At 49.3% G+C, this 16,609-nt stretch carries 12 protein-coding genes and 1 riboswitch; of the genes, 3 read left to right on the top strand and 9 right to left on the bottom strand.

What is annotated here, in order from left to right:
• Positions 1–166: 166 nt before the first annotated feature.
• The 8 genes from purH to BUA14_RS23395 form a co-directional block, all read right to left on the bottom strand.
• The gene (gene purH, locus BUA14_RS23430) at positions 167–1,723 is read right to left on the bottom strand and encodes a bifunctional phosphoribosylaminoimidazolecarboxamide formyltransferase/IMP cyclohydrolase (RefSeq protein ID WP_072774792.1); all 1,557 of its coding nucleotides are present in this window, start codon (positions 1,721–1,723) and stop codon (positions 167–169) included.
• A 52-nt stretch (positions 1,724–1,775) separates the two neighbouring features.
• A complete protein-coding gene (gene purN, locus BUA14_RS23425; protein ID WP_072774791.1) occupies positions 1,776–2,375 on the bottom strand; it encodes a phosphoribosylglycinamide formyltransferase in 600 nt (199 codons plus the stop codon).
• The gene (gene purM, locus BUA14_RS23420) at positions 2,375–3,394 is read right to left on the bottom strand and encodes a phosphoribosylformylglycinamidine cyclo-ligase (RefSeq protein WP_072774790.1); all 1,020 of its coding nucleotides are present in this window, start codon (positions 3,392–3,394) and stop codon (positions 2,375–2,377) included. Before purM ends, purN begins: the two co-directional genes overlap by 1 nt.
• 41 nt (positions 3,395–3,435) lie before the next feature.
• Positions 3,436–4,854 carry an amidophosphoribosyltransferase gene (gene purF, locus BUA14_RS23415; protein ID WP_072774789.1) on the bottom strand — a complete coding sequence of 473 codons (1,419 nt, stop codon included), beginning with the start codon at positions 4,852–4,854 and terminating at the stop codon, positions 3,436–3,438.
• Between the two features lie 18 nt (positions 4,855–4,872).
• A complete protein-coding gene (gene purC, locus BUA14_RS23410; RefSeq protein ID WP_072774788.1) occupies positions 4,873–5,589 on the bottom strand; it encodes a phosphoribosylaminoimidazolesuccinocarboxamide synthase in 717 nt (238 codons plus the stop codon).
• 99 nt (positions 5,590–5,688) lie between these two features.
• Positions 5,689–6,984, bottom strand: a complete 1,296-nt coding sequence (gene purB, locus BUA14_RS23405) for an adenylosuccinate lyase (RefSeq protein ID WP_072774787.1) — start codon at positions 6,982–6,984, stop codon at positions 5,689–5,691.
• A 43-nt stretch (positions 6,985–7,027) separates the two neighbouring features.
• The gene (gene purE, locus BUA14_RS23400; protein ID WP_072774786.1) at positions 7,028–7,522 is read right to left on the bottom strand and encodes a 5-(carboxyamino)imidazole ribonucleotide mutase; all 495 of its coding nucleotides are present in this window, start codon (positions 7,520–7,522) and stop codon (positions 7,028–7,030) included.
• A gap of 50 nt (positions 7,523–7,572) precedes the next feature.
• Positions 7,573–11,427 carry a phosphoribosylformylglycinamidine synthase subunit PurQ gene (locus BUA14_RS23395; protein WP_072774785.1) on the bottom strand — a complete coding sequence of 1,285 codons (3,855 nt, stop codon included), beginning with the start codon at positions 11,425–11,427 and terminating at the stop codon, positions 7,573–7,575.
• A gap of 88 nt (positions 11,428–11,515) precedes the next feature.
• Between BUA14_RS23395 and BUA14_RS28805 the strand changes: the two genes are divergently transcribed.
• Positions 11,516–11,650 carry a hypothetical protein gene (locus BUA14_RS28805; protein ID WP_282433391.1) on the top strand — a complete coding sequence of 45 codons (135 nt, stop codon included), beginning with the start codon at positions 11,516–11,518 and terminating at the stop codon, positions 11,648–11,650.
• A gap of 80 nt (positions 11,651–11,730) precedes the next feature.
• Positions 11,731–11,832, bottom strand: a riboswitch (purine riboswitch).
• Positions 11,833–12,135: 303 nt separating this feature from the next.
• Positions 12,136–13,575, top strand: coding sequence for a YncE family protein (locus tag BUA14_RS23390; protein WP_242954743.1), 1,440 nt, complete (start codon positions 12,136–12,138; stop codon positions 13,573–13,575).
• A 50-nt stretch (positions 13,576–13,625) separates the two neighbouring features.
• Here the strand turns inward: BUA14_RS23390 and BUA14_RS23385 are convergent, their stop codons facing one another.
• Positions 13,626–14,429 (bottom strand): glycosyltransferase family 2 protein, encoded by an 804-nt coding sequence (locus BUA14_RS23385; RefSeq protein WP_072774784.1) that lies wholly within the window; start codon positions 14,427–14,429, stop codon positions 13,626–13,628.
• A 246-nt stretch (positions 14,430–14,675) separates the two neighbouring features.
• Between BUA14_RS23385 and BUA14_RS23380 the strand changes: the two genes are divergently transcribed.
• Positions 14,676–15,761 (top strand): hypothetical protein, encoded by a 1,086-nt coding sequence (locus tag BUA14_RS23380; protein WP_242954742.1) that lies wholly within the window; start codon positions 14,676–14,678, stop codon positions 15,759–15,761.
• Positions 15,762–16,609 lie beyond the last annotated feature (848 nt).

The raw sequence follows: 16,609 nt of genomic DNA, 5'->3' as shown, positions 1-16,609 counted from the left end.
CCACGGTTAACATGCAGAAAGCCGGGGGGTTTGGCGTAGCTGTTAAGAAAGCGAGTGAACCAACCCTGGAGCTATGGAGAGACCGTTGTGCGTAAAGCTACGCGACCCGAACAAAACCCTTTTCACTCTCCGCTGATAGCCACAACACCAGCATATAGGGCCATCCTTAATGCTTAAAATGCCGGCGGTGTGTAAACACCATAATCAAATTCAAACGGTCAGCCGCTTCGATAACTTCTGCATCTCTGACGGATCCCCCCGGTTGAACCACAGCCCGCACGCCTACCTTCGCCGCCTCCTCCAGGGAATCGGGGAATGGGAAAAAGGCATCGGAAGCCAGATAAGCCCCTTGGGCTTTATCGCCCGCCTGTTCTAAAGCAATCTTAACTGAGCCAACCCGATTCATCTGTCCTGCTCCCACGCCGAGGGTTTGGCCGGCTTTGGCCAGTACAATGGCATTGGATTTGACATGCTTTACTACCCGCCAAGCAAAGTCCAGTTCACGAAGATCTTCAGGTTCAGGCTGGCGCTTGCTGACGACCTCCCATGCGGAGATCGGCGTAGTCCCCCCATCCTCTTCCTGAATTAAAAATCCCCCTTGAATGGAACGAACTTTCCAGGGCGTATGCGTTGGCTTCCCGTCCTGTGCCACTTTGACGAGACGAAGGTTTTTCTTTTCCTGTAGTATTGCCCTGGCTTCAGAGCTGAACCCATGGGCGACGATAACTTCATAGAAGTGAGCCTTAAGTGAGGCGGCACATTCAGCATCGACGGTCCGGTTAAAGGCGATAATTCCGCCAAAGGCCGAGACCGGGTCCGCTGCCAGGGCCTTTTCATAAGCTTCCAAAGCAGTTTTCCCCAATGCTGTACCGCAGGGATTGGTGTGCTTAATAATAGCACAGGCCGGATCACAGAAATCCTGAACAATCCCCCAGGCTGCGTCCATATCCATCCAATTGTTATAGGATAATTCTTTACCCTGAATCTGTTCACCATAGGCCAAGGTGCCTGCTGCATCCGCCCCCCGGTAAAAGGCCGCCTTCTGAGCAGGGTTTTCCCCATAGCGAAGCTCCTGAGCCTTTTGGCCCCCAAGTATTATGGTTGCAGGGAAAGGGGAAGGGGAAAAGGACGGGGATTCCCCAGCAAGCTCCGCCGTCAAATACCCGGCAATGCACTGATCATATTCGGCTGTATGGGCAAAAGCCTCTGCCGCCAAACGCTTACGCATATCATACGGAATTTCCCCTTGCTCACGCAGGGCCTGAAGCACCTCCGGGTACCGCTCCGGATTGACGACGATACTCACCCGCTCTTGATTCTTTGCCGCAGCACGAACCATGGAAGGACCGCCAATATCGATATTTTCAATAGCTTCCTGGAAGGAAACCCCCGGCTTGGCAATGGTCTCCTTAAAGGGATAGAGATTGACCACCACAAGCTCAATCAACCCGATGTCGTTGTCCTCCAGCTGCTGCAAATGTTCTTCCGTAGCTCTGGCCAAAATACCGCCATGAATCTTAGGATGAAGGGTCTTGACCCGCCCATCCAGAATCTCCGGAAATCCCGTGACCTCGGTAACATAGCGAACAGGCAGCCCCGCTTCGGTCAACGTTTTAAAGGTGCCGCCGGTAGAAATCAAGTCAAAACCCAATTCCACAAGTCCTCGGGCAAGCTCCACAAGACCTGTCTTATTGGAGACACTGAGCACAGCTCGACGATTCATCAAAAAACCCCCATCCAATTCCTTTACAACCGCTCATTTTATTTTACTATACCTATATCTTAACTACGATGCGTCCATTTCTTTTGATCCGTCCACCGGCCACCCATCCTACTACTTCCGGATAAAGACGATGCTCAGCTTCCAGGATACGGGCAGACAAGGAATCTTCCGTATCCCCCGGCAAAACCAGCACCGCTTCTTGGGCAATAATGGGACCGCTGTCCAGACCTTCATCCACAAAATGAACTGTGCATCCGGAGATCTTGACCCCGTAGTCAAGGGCTTGCCTTTGGGCATGCAACCCTTGGAAAGAGGGCAAAAGGGAGGGGTGGATATTGAGCACAGGAATCTGAATATCCTGGAGAAACTCCTTGCTTAAAACCCTCATAAATCCGGCTAAGGCCAAAAGCTCCACCTTTTGTTCCCGCAGCCAGGTCAGGATCGCTTTCTCCTGCTCCTGGCGGGAAGAAAACCGGCTCAAAGGAAAGGCACCATGGGGTATTCCAGCCTCTACCGCTCTTTTGAGAGCCTGGGCCTCTTCATGGTCCGAACCCACAGCCACCAGTTCCCCGTTTAATTCGCCAAGCTTCCAGGCTTCAATTAAGGCTTGCAAATTGCTCCCGCGCCCTGACGCAAGCACTCCAATCCGCATCAAAGATAACTCACTCCTTCGCTTTGCCCGCTTACCTCTCCTAAGACAAAGCACTTTTCACCGGCTGCCTGGAGCTGAGTCTGAATAAAGTCGACATCCTGAGGATGAGCGATCAGCACAAAGCCAATACCCATATTGAAGGTGCGCAGCATTTCTGCTTCCTCCACCTCACCCAGCTTTTGCAAAAGGGTGAAGAGGGCCGGGACCTGCCAAGCGGAGCGATCGATCGTTATTCCCAATCCTTCAGGGAGAATCCGGGGAATATTTTCCGTAAGACCTCCCCCGGTAATATGGGCCATACCAAGAACTTTGCGGCTTTCTATGAGGGGAAGGACACTTTTGACATAGATTCGGGTGGGCCTAATTAAAGCTTCACCTAAACTTTCCCCCAGCTCCGGATAGTCTTTCTCCCATAGATCGGGGGTAAAAATTTTACGTACTAAAGAATAGCCATTGCTATGAAATCCTGAAGAAGGAAGTCCGATCAGAACATCCCCTTCCTGGATTTGTGAACCGTCGATCAGGTCAGGCCGATTCACTGCTCCCACGGCAAAACCGGCAATGTCGTATTCCCCTTCGGCATAAAAGCCCGGCATCTCTGCTGTCTCTCCTCCAATCAGGGCACAGCCTGCCAATTCACAGCCTTTGGCGATGCCGCCGACCACCTCGGCTACCCGCTCCGGAACCAGTTTTCCTACGGCGAGATAATCGAGAAAGAATAAAGGCTCCGCACCTTGAACTAATATATCATTGACACACATGGCCACCGCATCCTGGCCAATGGTATCATGACGGTTCATCTGAAACGCCAGCTTAAGCTTCGTTCCCACCCCATCCGTCCCCGAGACCAGAACCGGTTCCGGATATTTTTTAAGATCCAGGGCAAACAGCCCGCCAAATCCGCCCAGCCCTCCCATAACCTCCGGACGAACGGTCCGTTTTACTGCAGGCTTCATCAGTTCCACCGCCTGGTTTCCCGCATCAATGTCCACACCGGCCTGCCGATAAGAATATCCCATTACAGAACCACCTTTCTATGCAACCCACTCAGCGTTATCTCTTAGCACTTGCCTTTAAATTCTGCCCATTTCTCTCTGGTGCCCGCAGGTATCCCTGCAGGGTAATCCCCATTAAAGCAGGCCAAACAGACCGACAGCTCGCCTAAAGCCCGCTGAACGCCTGCTTCCGATAGATAATGCAGAGAATCCGCTCCTACATAGTCACGTATTCCCTCCCGATCCAGCTGAGTAGCAATCAGCTTCTCCCGTTCTGCCGTATCGATGCCATAGTAACAGGGATAAAGAACCGGCGGCGAGCAGATGAGCAGATGGACCTCCTTGGCTCCCACCTTTCTCAGCAATTCGACGATACGGGAACTGGTGGTCCCTCTCACGATGGAGTCATCGATCATAATGACCCGCTTTCCTTTAATCACTTGGGCATTGGCATTGAGCTTCAGGCGCACAGCTACTTCCCGCATTTCCTGGGTGGGTTGAATAAAGGTTCTTCCCACATATCTGTTCTTCAGCAATCCCTGGGCAAAGGGGATGCCGGATTCCTCAGCATAGCCAAGAGCGGCAGTCATCCCCGAATCAGGTACCGGTATGACAATATCGGCATCGACAGGATATTCCCGGGCCAGCTCAACGCCCATTCTCCGCCGGCTCTCGGTCACATTCAATTGATCCATGGTACTGTCGGGACGGGCAAAATAAATGTATTCGAAGGCACAGACTGTGGTCTTCTGGGCGGGAAACCCCTGCCGGGAATGAAGCCCTTCCTCATCGATGGTAACAATCTCCCCGGGCTGGACATCGCGCACGAATTCCGCTCCGATGGTATCCAGGCCACAGCTTTCCGAAGCCAGAACATACCGTCCTTCCAGCTGGCCAATACATAAAGGGCGGATGCCATGGGGGTCACGCATCCCCAGAATCTTGTCTTCTGCGGCCACTACCAAAGCATAGGCTCCCTGTAAATCCAGCATGGTTTTGACAAGGGCATCCTCTAAGCTCCCCCGGCCGTAGCGGGCAATCAGTTGGACGATCACTTCCGAGTCCACAGTAGTCTGAAAGACTGCCCCCTCTTTAGCCAATTCCTCCCGCAATTCTCCCGCATTGGTTAAATTGCCATTATGAGCCAAAGCCATCATACCCTTTTGGTAATGAACCACTAAGGGTTGGGCATTGGTCAGGAGGCTAGAACCTGTGGTTGAATAACGGACATGGCCAATGGCCATTTTTCCGTCCTGTTCAAGTTCCTTAAGAATTCTTTCCGAAAAGACTTCCGCCACCAGTCCCATTCCTTTATGAACTTGGATATCCCGGCCATTGGATACAGCAATCCCCGCACTTTCCTGTCCCCGGTGCTGTAAGGCATAGAGCCCGAAATAGGTGAGACGGGCAACCTCCTGCTCAGGCGCATAAATACCGAATACTCCGCATTCTTCATGGGGTTTATCATCCCAGGGTTCTCTCAAAGCGATGCCCTCCTAATTTTAATCGTTAAGGACTTCTTTAACACGTCTATACACTTCCGCATAGGCTTCTTCAACCTTGCCCAGATCACGGCGAAAACGATCCTTATCCAGTTTTTCCTGAGTTTCTTTATCCCAAAAGCGGCAGGTATCGGGTGAAATCTCATCTCCCAAATAGACTTTGCCCTCCGCTTTGCCGAATTCCAGCTTAAAGTCTACCAGGATGATGCCGGCCTGGTCCAAAATCTTTTGCAGCTCCCCATTGATTTTCAGTCCCAGCTCCTGAATCTCTTTAAGGTCTGATTGTTCAGCCCAACCCATCGCTAAGGAATGAGACTCATTGACAAAAGGATCACCCAGAGCATCATCTTTGTAGTACAGTTCCACCACAGGCCGTGATAAATTCAGCCCCTCTGCCACTCCCAAGCGCTTGGCCAAGCTGCCGGCGGCGATATTGCGCACCACCACTTCCAAGGGGATCATCTCCAGCTTACGGACCAGCATTTCCCGATCGTTGAGCAGCTCTATAAAATGAGTGGGGATCCCGGTCTTTTCTAAAACTTCGAAAAGAAGGGCTGAAAGGCGATTGTTGACTATTCCCTTATCTCCAATGGTCCCTTTCTTCTCCCCATTAAACGCAGTGGCATCATCCTTGTACTCTACCCAATAGATCCCTTCCTGATCGGTTGTATAAACCTTCTTGGCTTTTCCTTCATAGAGCATTTTGCCTTTTTCCATAGCACACTCTCCTCATATAAATTGTTTCATGTAAGCCGTTTCATGTAAATCACTTCATGTAAATAGCTTCAACTATTTCCACCGGCTGTAAAAAGATGATTAAAGAAGCCCGACTCTCTTGAAAATGGTATCCACATGCTTCGTATGGTAGCTATAATCGAAAAGTTCGGCAATTTCCTCTTCGCGTAAATACTTCCGAATATCCTGATCCTTAAGCACCAAGGATTGGAAAGCCTCCTTAGTCTCCCAAGCCTGCATAGCATTCCTTTGGGTCCAGGCATAAGCGTCTTCCCTGCTCAGTCCTTTTTCCACCAGGGTCAGCATGACCCTTTGAGAGAAGATCAGGCCAACTACTTTATTGATATTTTCCTGCATGGTTTCCGGATAAACCCGCAATCCTTGGATCAGTTTAATCATTTTATCCAGCATATAATCCAAGGCAATGGTGCTGTCAGGCAGAATAATCCGCTCAGCCGAGGAATGGGAGATATCCCGCTCATGCCAAAGAGCCACATTCTCTAAAGCAGTCTGGGCATTGCTGCGGATTACCCTGGCCATACCGCAGATTCTTTCTCCGGTGATGGGGTTTTTCTTATGGGGCATTGCCGAAGAGCCCTTTTGTCCTTTGGCAAAAGGTTCCTCCACCTCATGAACATCGGTGCGCTGAAGGTTGCGCAGTTCTGTGGCTATTCTGTCCAAACTGCTGGCCACCCCAGCCAGAGCGGTCACGTAGAAGGCGTGGCGGTCACGCTGCACTACCTGGGTAGAGATGGGATCCGCCTTTAATCCCAGGGACTCACAGACCCATTCTTCCACAAAAGGCTCAACATTAGCAAAAGTACCCACTGCCCCGGAGATTTTTCCCACCCGAATCTCCTCCCGGGCAAACTGCAGGCGGCTGATTTGGCGTTTAATCTCCTCATACCACAAGGCAAACTTCAGCCCCATGGTGATGGGTTCAGCATGAATACCATGGGTTCTCCCCATCATCAAGGTATCTTTATGCTCAAGGGCTCTTTCCTTCAGCACTTCTTCCAGCCGTACCAGCTTCGCCAGCAAGATGTCCGCGGCTTCCACCATCTGCAGGGATAAAGCCGTATCCAGAACATCTGAAGAAGTGAGACCCAGGTGAATGTATTTAGCTTCCTCACCTACATATTCCGCCACATTGGTGGTAAAAGCCAGAACATCATGGTGGGTGATCTCTTCAATTTCCTTGACTCTTTCCCAGGAAAACGCCGCCCGCTCACGGATCACCTTAACTGCATCTTCCGGAATCCTGCCCAACTTTGCCCAGCCTTCACAGGCTGCTATCTCAATCTTGAGCCAAAGCTCCAGCCGATGTTCATCCGTCCAGATCCTCCCCATCTCAGGAAGGGTATACCGTTCAATCATCTGCAAACTCCTTTATTGATTATTTAGGGAAATAAAAACCGGGTTACTTCTGAAGTTTCTCCTGCAGAGCTTTATCCTTCTCTTCCACCCCTTGCGCCATCTTGACCCGGTAGTTATGCAAAGCTTCTTTCAACTGATCATCAGCATTGGCCAGCATCTGAACCCCTAAGAGTCCGGCATTCTTAGCCGCGTTAATCCCTACAGTTGCCACAGGAATGCCGGGAGGCATCTGGACGATGGCATAGAGGGCGTCCACACCCTCCAAGGCGCCGCTGCGGATAGGCACCCCGATCACCGGCAGAGTCGTCGCTCCGGCCACGACACCGGGCAAGTGAGCAGCCATTCCTGCCCCCGCAATAATCACCTTGCCCCCCTGTCCTTCAAATTCCTTAACCCAATTCAAGGTTCTTTCCAGCGTTCGATGAGCAGAGGACACTTTGACCTCAAAATTCACCCCGAATTCCTTCAGGACTTTGATAGCATCCTCCATCACGTTAAAATCCGAATCACTGCCCATGACGATACCAACCAAGTTCATATTGCTTCCTCCCTTTGCTTTGTCCCTTGTTTCATTAATGGGTGATACGATTATCCTCTAAAATAATTCACGCCGCCTGCGAAGATCGGCTGATATTTATTCCCACTAATATTGATGGCCACACCTTCACCCACACGCTCGGAATGCCCCATCTTGCCCAGGACACGGCCATCCGGACTGGTGATCCCCTCAATGGCTTCATAGGAGCCGTTGGGATTGTAAAGAACTTCGTTGCTGGGACATCCTTGGTGATCCACATATTGGGTGGCCACTTGTCCCCTCTCCATCAGCTTCCTGACCACATCCGGGCCGGCCACAAACCGGCCTTCCCCATGGGATACAGGGATAGTATGAATAGCTCCCAACTCCATCCCACTGAACCAGGGAGATAAGGTGGAGACCACTTTGGTCTGCACCATACAGGAAACATGGCGTCCGATTTTATTATAGGTTAAAGTTGGCGCCTCTTCATCCAGATCCACGATTTCCCCATAGGGCACTAAACCTAATTTGATCAAAGCCTGGAACCCGTTGCAGATTCCCAGCATTAAGCCGTCTCTTTGCTTAAGCAGTTTCATGACCGCTTCTTTGATGCGGGGATTGCGGAACATCGTGGCGATAAATTTACCGGAACCGTCCGGCTCATCCCCGGCACTGAAACCACCGGGGAGCATGACCATTTGTGCTCTTTCTATCCCTTTGACAATCCCGGCAATAGACTCTTCCACCTGGTCAGGGGTCAGATTGCGAATCACTAAGGTCTCCACCACAGCCCCGGCTTTGGTGAAAGCCCGTTCTGAATCATACTCACAATTCGTCCCCGGAAAAACAGGGATAAACACCCGGGGCTTGGCCAGTTTAATGGCTGGCCGTTGTGAATTTCGTTCCTCAAAAGAAATCTTTTGCGGCTGATCTACGGTTGCAGTTTTGGTGGGGAAGATTCTCTCCAAGGGTTTTTCCCAAATTGCCAAGGCTTTATCCAGGAAGATTTCCGCTCCATTCAGTTCAATGGCAGGCTTTTCCTGAGTACTGCCCAGAACCATGTACCTGACTTCGCCAAAGGCATCCCCAAGCTCGACTGTTGCCGGAACCTCCAAAATGATGGAACCGTAATCCGTCCGGAACAAATCCGCCACAGCCATCGGTGAGCTGAACTTCATGCCGATCCGGTTGCCCAAGGCCATCTTCGTGAGAGCGGCAGCCATCCCCCCCATTTTTACTGTATGGGAAGACAGGACTTTACCCCCATGAATGAGCTCATGAACTTTATCATAATTCCCGGCGAGATGTTCAAAATCTATCACTTCATCCTGATCCCGCCTTGCCGGAACCAGAACCACCTGGCTGCCTGCCTGTTTAAACTCCTGAGAAATGACTCTATCTGTATTTAATACCCCTACTGCAAAAGCCACTAAAGTGGGAGGGACATGCAGATCCATAAAGGTCCCTGACATGCTGTCCTTACCACCAATAGCCGGAATTCCCAGCTTCTTTTGGGCATAGAAGGCTCCTAAGAGAGCAGAGAAAGGTTTGCCCCATTTCTGAGGATCCTTGCCCAGCTTTTCAAAATACTCCTGCAGAGTTAAGCGAATGCTTCGATAATCGGCTCCCAGGGCGACCATTTTCGTAACCGCCTCCACCACGGCATAGAGGGCACCGTGGAAAGGACTCCATTGGGCGCACTGGGGATTATATCCGTAGGTCATCGCTGTCGCCGTGCGGGTATCTCCGGACTCTACAGGAATCTTGGCCACCATTCCTTCGGCCGGGGTGGTTTGATATTTTCCGCCAAAGGGCATCAGCACTGTGTTCGCGCCAATGGTACTGTCAAAGCGTTCCACCAGGCCTTTTTGACTGCAGACATTCAGATCCTGCAGATTAGCTAACCAGGCATCCTCTAAGGCCATTCCTGCTAAACTCATATCACCTGCCGATGCCCCTGATGAGCCAGCGGCGGCAGCACCCGAAGCGGCCTGTCCGCTTCTGACCCCTTGAGGAAGCTGTCGGAAATAATTCTCGCTGCTTTCCGGAAGCAGCACAGACACATCCGCCTTTTGCTTCACGCCGTTCGTGTTCAAAAACTCCCGGCTGATATCCACAATGGTTTGACCCCGCCAGGTCATATTCAGCCGGGGATGCTCACTGACCTTAGCCACTAAAGTGGCCTCCAGATTTTCCTCATCCGCATAGCCGACGAAAGCTTCCAGGTTTTCCGCGGCGATGACCACCGCCATCCGCTCCTGGGATTCGGAAATAGCCAGCTCCGTACCATCCAGGCCCTCATATTTCTTAGGAACTGCGTCCAGATTGATCTCCAAACCATCGGTTAATTCGCCAATGGCTACCGATACTCCACCTGCGCCAAAGTCATTGCATTTCTTAATCATCCTGCTGACTTTAGAGTTACGGAAGAGGCGTTGTATTTTTCTCTCTGTGGGGGGATTTCCCTTTTGCACTTCTGCCCCACAACTGGCCAGGGATTCCGTGGTATGCTCTTTGGACGAGCCTGTAGCCCCTCCGCAACCGTCCCGGCCGGTACGCCCGCCCACTAAAACCACCACATCCCCGGGTTTAGGCGCTTCCCGCACCACATTTTCCCTGGGTGCCGCAGCGATAACCGCGCCGATCTCCATCCGTTTGGCGATAAAACCTTCGTCATACACTTCGGCAACTTGTCCGGTGGCCAGCCCGATTTGGTTGCCGTAAGAACTATAGCCGGCTGCAGCAACTGTAGTGATCTTTCTTTGCGGCAGTTTTCCAGGTAAGGTTTCCTCTACTTTGGCCCGGGGATCGCCGCTTCCGGTAACCCGCATCGCCTGATAGACATAAGTCCGCCCGGACAAAGGATCCCGGATGGCCCCGCCCAGACAGGTGGCCGCGCCTCCAAAAGGCTCGATTTCCGTAGGATGGTTATGGGTTTCATTTTTAAACATGACAAGCCATTCTTCATTCCGGCCATCTACATCCACATTGACAACAATACTGCAAGCATTGATTTCATCAGACTCATCAAGATCCTGAAGAAGTCCCTTCTTTTTCAGCTCCTTCATGCCGATCACAGCCAAGTCCATCAGACAGACATCCCGGCTCTCAGCCTTTTCCCCATAAACCAACTCCCGGGACTCCTGATACTCCTCATAGGCTTTGCGAATAGGCTCCGCAAACTTCCCTTCCGCGATGACGATGTTTTGCAATTGGGTAAAAAAGGTGGTATGGCGGCAATGATCCGACCAATAGGTATCGATAACCCGAATCTCCGTAATGGTGGGCTCCCGTCTCTCTTCATCCCGGAAATACCCCTGACAGAAAGCCAAATCCTCCAGGCTCATGGCCAGGCCTGCTCCTTGATAGAACTGTTCCAGCTCTGTTTGCGCCATCCCTGTGAAGCCCTCAATGATTTCCACATCCTCAGGCAGTTCAGGAACAAAGGCGAGGTTTTCAGGTTTGTCCAAGCCAGCCTCCCGGGATTCCACCGGATTAATGCAATACTGCTTGATGCGTTCCAGTTCAGCCTCTGTGATCTGCCCCTTAAGAACCATCACTTTCGCGGCAGCAATCTCCGGACGCTCCTTTTGAGTAAGAATCTGAATGCATTGCGCTGCTGAGTCCGCCCGTTGATCATATTGACCGGGAAGGTACTCCATGGCAAATACACGGTCTTGGGGAGAAAGCTTAAGTTCTTCATCATAAACCCAATCCACGGTCGGTTCGGAAAAAATGATCCTTCTGGCCTGAGCGTATTCTGCAGATGTAATGCCTGCCACATCATAGCGGTTGACGATCCTTAAATCTTCCAGGTTTTTGATGCCCAGATTTTCCTGAATATCCTGCAGCAGCCCCTGAGCTTCGATATTAAAACCAGGCTTCTTCTCCACATAAATACGCTTTACGCTTTGCAGTTCCATGATACCCTCCCTGTTCAATGTCTTCTTAACTATTACCCACTAACCACTGAAACAATCATTAGTGAAAAAAAGACAGGTAGATTCCACCTTGATTAAAAGAGTGAAACCTACCCGCCTGGGCTTTCTCCACGACTATCCGCCACCAGGCTCCACTCTTGAGCGGGTGCAAATGACGAAACGTCCTGAACATAGGAAATATGCTTCCATTGTCCCATCGGTGTGATCCGACAGCAGACTAAGGTCCATTCCTTAAAGAATCCACCTTAGCAGGCAACCGTCAGACCTGTGCCCTTCGGGCAATACCCTGGGCACAGTTTCGCTCATAGTCAGGCCATTTACGGCAGCCCGGTAGAAACTTGCGGACCTTATCTCCGCGATTATATGAACGTCCTATTTAAATTTTTTGTTTGCTTTGCAGTAGCTATCTTCTGGAATAATTGTACCGTTTCTTAATTCAGCGGTCAACACTTTTTCGAACATTTTATTGTTTTTAAAGAAAATCGTTCGACTTTTTTACAATAACTCCCTGCCCTTTCCGCCTGCAAATATCCTCTTCGATCTGTAGCTTCTTTAAATCTTAAGAATAGAATACTACAGGATCAACCGGAGCCTTATTGAAATCCTGAGGAAAAGAGCCTTGAGAAAAGGAATCCTTAAAAAGTTAGAATGCCTAAAGTTGAACCACAGTGTTAAAGGAGGCCGATAAGATTGGCTCACAGTTTGCTCGCTTGGGTGAGTATGCCGGCAATTGACTCCTCGTTGCCGGGTGATATTGCTGTCTATCATATGGGATCAGAAAAGCTCCTCGGGATGATTCCCGTGGGGATCGGCCCCGGATACTTAGCCAGCTTTCCGGAAGGTAAAAAGCTCTATGTCCCCAATCGCGGAAGTGATACCCTTTCTGTGATTGATTGTGACTCCTTCATTGTAAAAAGGACCATCCCCGTCGGGAAAAGCCCTCAAGCTCTGACAATCGATTCTACAGGTGCCAAGGGGTATGTCGCCGTCCCTGAAGAACAGATCATTTCGGTTATCGATCTGCATAAAGATGAAGTCATAAATACTATTCCCTTAAACTTATATCCCAGCGGCCTTGCTCTATCCAGCGATGGCCAAAAACTTTATGTATCCCACCAGGCAGGCCGTTCCATTTCCATCGTCGACACAGAGCATCATCAAGTCGTCGACACTTTTCATCCCAAAGATTGCTCAGAGAGTTCCCCTTTAACTTCCCCAGACCTAACTTTATCCCCTGTAAGCCTGGCCTTATCCCCTGACAATACCCTCCTCTACCTCATTCAATCCCTTGAAAATAGGATTTCCGTAGTCGACCTTGGCCTACGGAGGGAAGTCGCCTCAATCCCGGTAGGCCGGAATCCCCAGCGAATTGCTCTCCACCCTGAGCGGCCCCTCGCCTATGTTACGAACCATGACTCCGACTCCATCAGCATTATCTCCACCCGCGAACATCAGGTACTTGCAACCATACCGTCACTATCTGCTCCTCGCGAGCTTACCCTGACTCCGGAGGGTTCCCAACTCTGGGTAACCAATGGTTGCCAGCTTACTCTGATCGATATTGAAACCAAGGCAATCATCAGTACCCTCTATGCCCCGCTTTCAGCCCAAATCCGTCAAGGGCTTGCCATAAGTGAGAGCCATCATCAATTGCTTCTATCTGAGGTCCTCCCCTGCAACACCCAAAGGCCCTATTCCTTTGTCACGGAAAAGATCTATTTTAAACCGCCTAAGCCCTTTGACCTTACTCTTCATCACCAGTTTCCCATACCTACAGCTATTGCCGAAGGATTAATCTTTGAGGAGGCCGAAGTCAAACACCATTCCATCAGTATCCTACCCATTCCACTTCGGCCTAATTATCATCATCTCACCTTTTCCCTGCGAATTCCTTATAAAATTATTTATCGAGATGAGCAAAATCAGCTTCACGAGCTAAAAGATGCTATCCACCATGTCCTCTCTGCCGTAGAAACCCATCTTACCCCATCTCGAATCAATCAGAGTTTCAACTTAAGGATTTTCACCCAATCCGAAGTCATTGGCAAGTCCGTTCCCACCCCCAACTCCCTGGACCTCATGATCCGGACCCAGCTTGTGGCCATGCAGCAGATCCACCCCACAGAATAACAAAAAGGCTCCTTACACAATCCGTGTTAAGGAGCCTAAAATTCCCTCGTTCATACTGTAATCATCGGTAGAAAATCTCCCCCCTGCTGTAAAATATGAGCCTGCCGGTAAACAAAGTCAGAGTTTACACTCCAGGTATGATCCATGCGATCCCCATGACGCATGTAAACATAGTTATAGCGATCCGCTCCATAGATCAAGATATTCCGCCTCGTGCACTCCTGAAGAAATTTCACATCCTCCCCTAAGTTGACTGAAGGAAACCTCACCTTCCCGAAAACCTCTCTCTTGATCATAAAGGTCCCCCCCGACAAGGATGGTCCCCTTGTATAACGGTTTTCAAAAAATACCCCTTCCTCAAGGGAGTAGGGAACGGCGATAGGCAAACGGAGCCCTAAGGCAAAATTGGACTCAAAATAAACAAAATGGACCCCTTTACCCACAATTTGTGCATTGGTATATTGGAAAGCCAGCATCAGATCCTCTAAGAAAAAGGCTCCATAATAGTCATCGTCATCCATTTTCCCGATATAATCATACTTGGCCATGTCGATACCATAATTAAGACAATCCCCCAGGGTGTAACTCTCGTTTAAAACTAAAAACCGGATCTCTGCCAAGTCCTTTAACTTCTCATAATAAATCTCAGGCCGGGCGCGGGAGGTGTTGATAATCACGATGTATTCGACCTTCGGATAGTGTATACGCTGAAGGTTAGCATAGATATTCTGTAAATACTTTGGCTTAGAAGTGGGTAAAATGATGGACACTCCAGGTCTCTCTATCCCTTGGTATTTCTCCCGAAGTTTTCTGATTTGGCTTTTCTCCTTCTCCATGCGGGTTAGTTCATTCATAGCCTCGCTCCTATTTGTCGTAATACAATCTCTTCTTTGTCACTCTGCTCCATTCTATGCAATCTTTCTAAGGAAAACCTACGAAAGCACAACAAAATGCCCTTCCAAAAAATTCATTCTTCGTCAAGTGCCCCTCATATTACCCTCCCAGAATAATTTGACCTTCTTAAAATATAAAAAACTTCTAAGATTCTGTATAAGAAAGAGGATTCTCTTTATTTATTGTGAATATATTAACTAGAGAGGATGATTCACTTGAACAAAAAAAGCAGAACCTTAGTCATTACAATTTTCTTAGTATGCATCACTTTGCTGGGAGGAAACCACTTTGCAGTCAGTGCCTCCCCTCTCCAGGCTAATTCCGAGGCCCCTCTCCTAACCTATAAAGGCACCCATGGTGTGGAGATTCGCAGCTACGTACCCGGTTATGACCTGGACAAGCTCAAAGAAATCTATGCTGAATTTGCGAAGAATACCATAGGGGAGGAAATTGCTTATTTATCCCACATCAATCTCTACCCTGATTATCCCAGAGGGACGAATACCGTAGGCATGTGGCACGGGGAGTGGTTTAGAGACCAGATTGCTCCAGGGCGCTATATTGATCTTTTTGGCGTGGGGGATGATAACCCCTATGTCCTCAATACCCTCTCTCATGAATACGGTCACCATTTTCTCTATTATTATCTGAATAAAAAAGAAGGCATAACCAATAATTATCTTGATTCTGAATACGCAAAAATCCGCAATCTCAACCACTATACAGAAATCGACAACGGTGACCACTGCTGGTCAGCCGTGGAAATTGCTGCTGAAGACTATGTACAACTTTTTGGCAGCCCGGATTTAACCCGGATCCGTTCCTATCAGTATACCCCCCAGGAAAACGCTCATCTGCCCCTGGCCTGGGAAGTTCCCGGGCTCTATGATTATTTTGTTAATCTTTCCGGACTTAAGGGTAAAGAAGATCGGGATGCCCCTGGTATGCCCTTGCTTCAACTCACCGAGGTAACTTCCGAAGGACTCTTTTTCCAATGGGATGAAGCCACAGATGATTCCGGGGAACCTCTCATTTACTCTATGGTGGGGGTAACTCACCCTACTGAAGATTCTACCGTCAAATATCTGATGAGTATCACTAAGGAAAACAATTGTTATAAATCCTCACTCAGCAGAAGACAATTAAGGGAGGACCGTATTGAGGACATCCTGGTCAAGCTTATTGTTATGGATCAAAGCGGCAACGCCGTATCCAATAACATACAGATTGATCTAAGTCATCCTGAGGATTACTTCTTCCTGATGCCCGCCTCGGTTCTGTACCTCAAATAATTACATGATAATTACATAAATTTAAGCGGTTAAGATTTCATTAGTATGAAGTCCTAACCGCTTTTTCACTCAGGTCTATAAGTTCAATTTCCGTAGTAGTTCCCTAAAAATCCCAATCATTTAGTCCTTGTCATCGGATCTATCCAAACCTGGAATTAGTGCCATGAACCTGCTAAACCCTTACAAAAAACCAGCACCGGCTGAATCGCAAACTGATACCCTTCAACAAACCATTACAAACTGTTGCTCATGATATCGACTGATATCGATCAAAAGCAGATGGAATAGGAGGGTGTTAAGCTGTATTTTGTCTTAGCTAAACCAATTTCTTTATCTTCAAATTGGAAAGCGCTTTCCAATTTGCCAAGACTGGCTGTGGGCACCATTTTCTATAAGGAATCAGACCCCTGGCCTCCACCAGGCGGCAATCGGTTTCATCCTATTCTCCACCACGGTTCCTGCCTTAATCAGGAAAACGCAGTTCATTGTCATGGCCGCTCATCCTTTTAGGTGACTTACTCATAGGATATGAGGCCAAGATCTCAAATGTGACAAATCCTATTATTATTTTATTTATTAGTCAATCTCTTCCTTCGCCTGAGTGACCATACCTTCCCCTGGTCGAATACCGTGCCTTCTCCGTCCAGAATACAGGGCTGCTTTGCACTATCGCTCTATACTATTCATTTACCCTCATAGTATAATAGCGGATTCCCCATATCCAAACGCTCGCCGAGAGCCTGCAGGCCAAGCGTATTTTCCATGATTTAAAGGCTTAAGCCCTATAGAGCCAAAGTAGAGCCAAGGACAAAAAAAGAGCCGGCAACCCTTTATTCATACGGGTTTCC

The organism is Desulfitobacterium chlororespirans DSM 11544, from assembly GCF_900143285.1.
Taxonomy (GTDB): domain Bacteria; phylum Bacillota; class Desulfitobacteriia; order Desulfitobacteriales; family Desulfitobacteriaceae; genus Desulfitobacterium; species Desulfitobacterium chlororespirans.
Note: the sequence above shows the minus strand (reverse complement) of the source record. Positions and strands in the feature narration are given on the sequence as shown.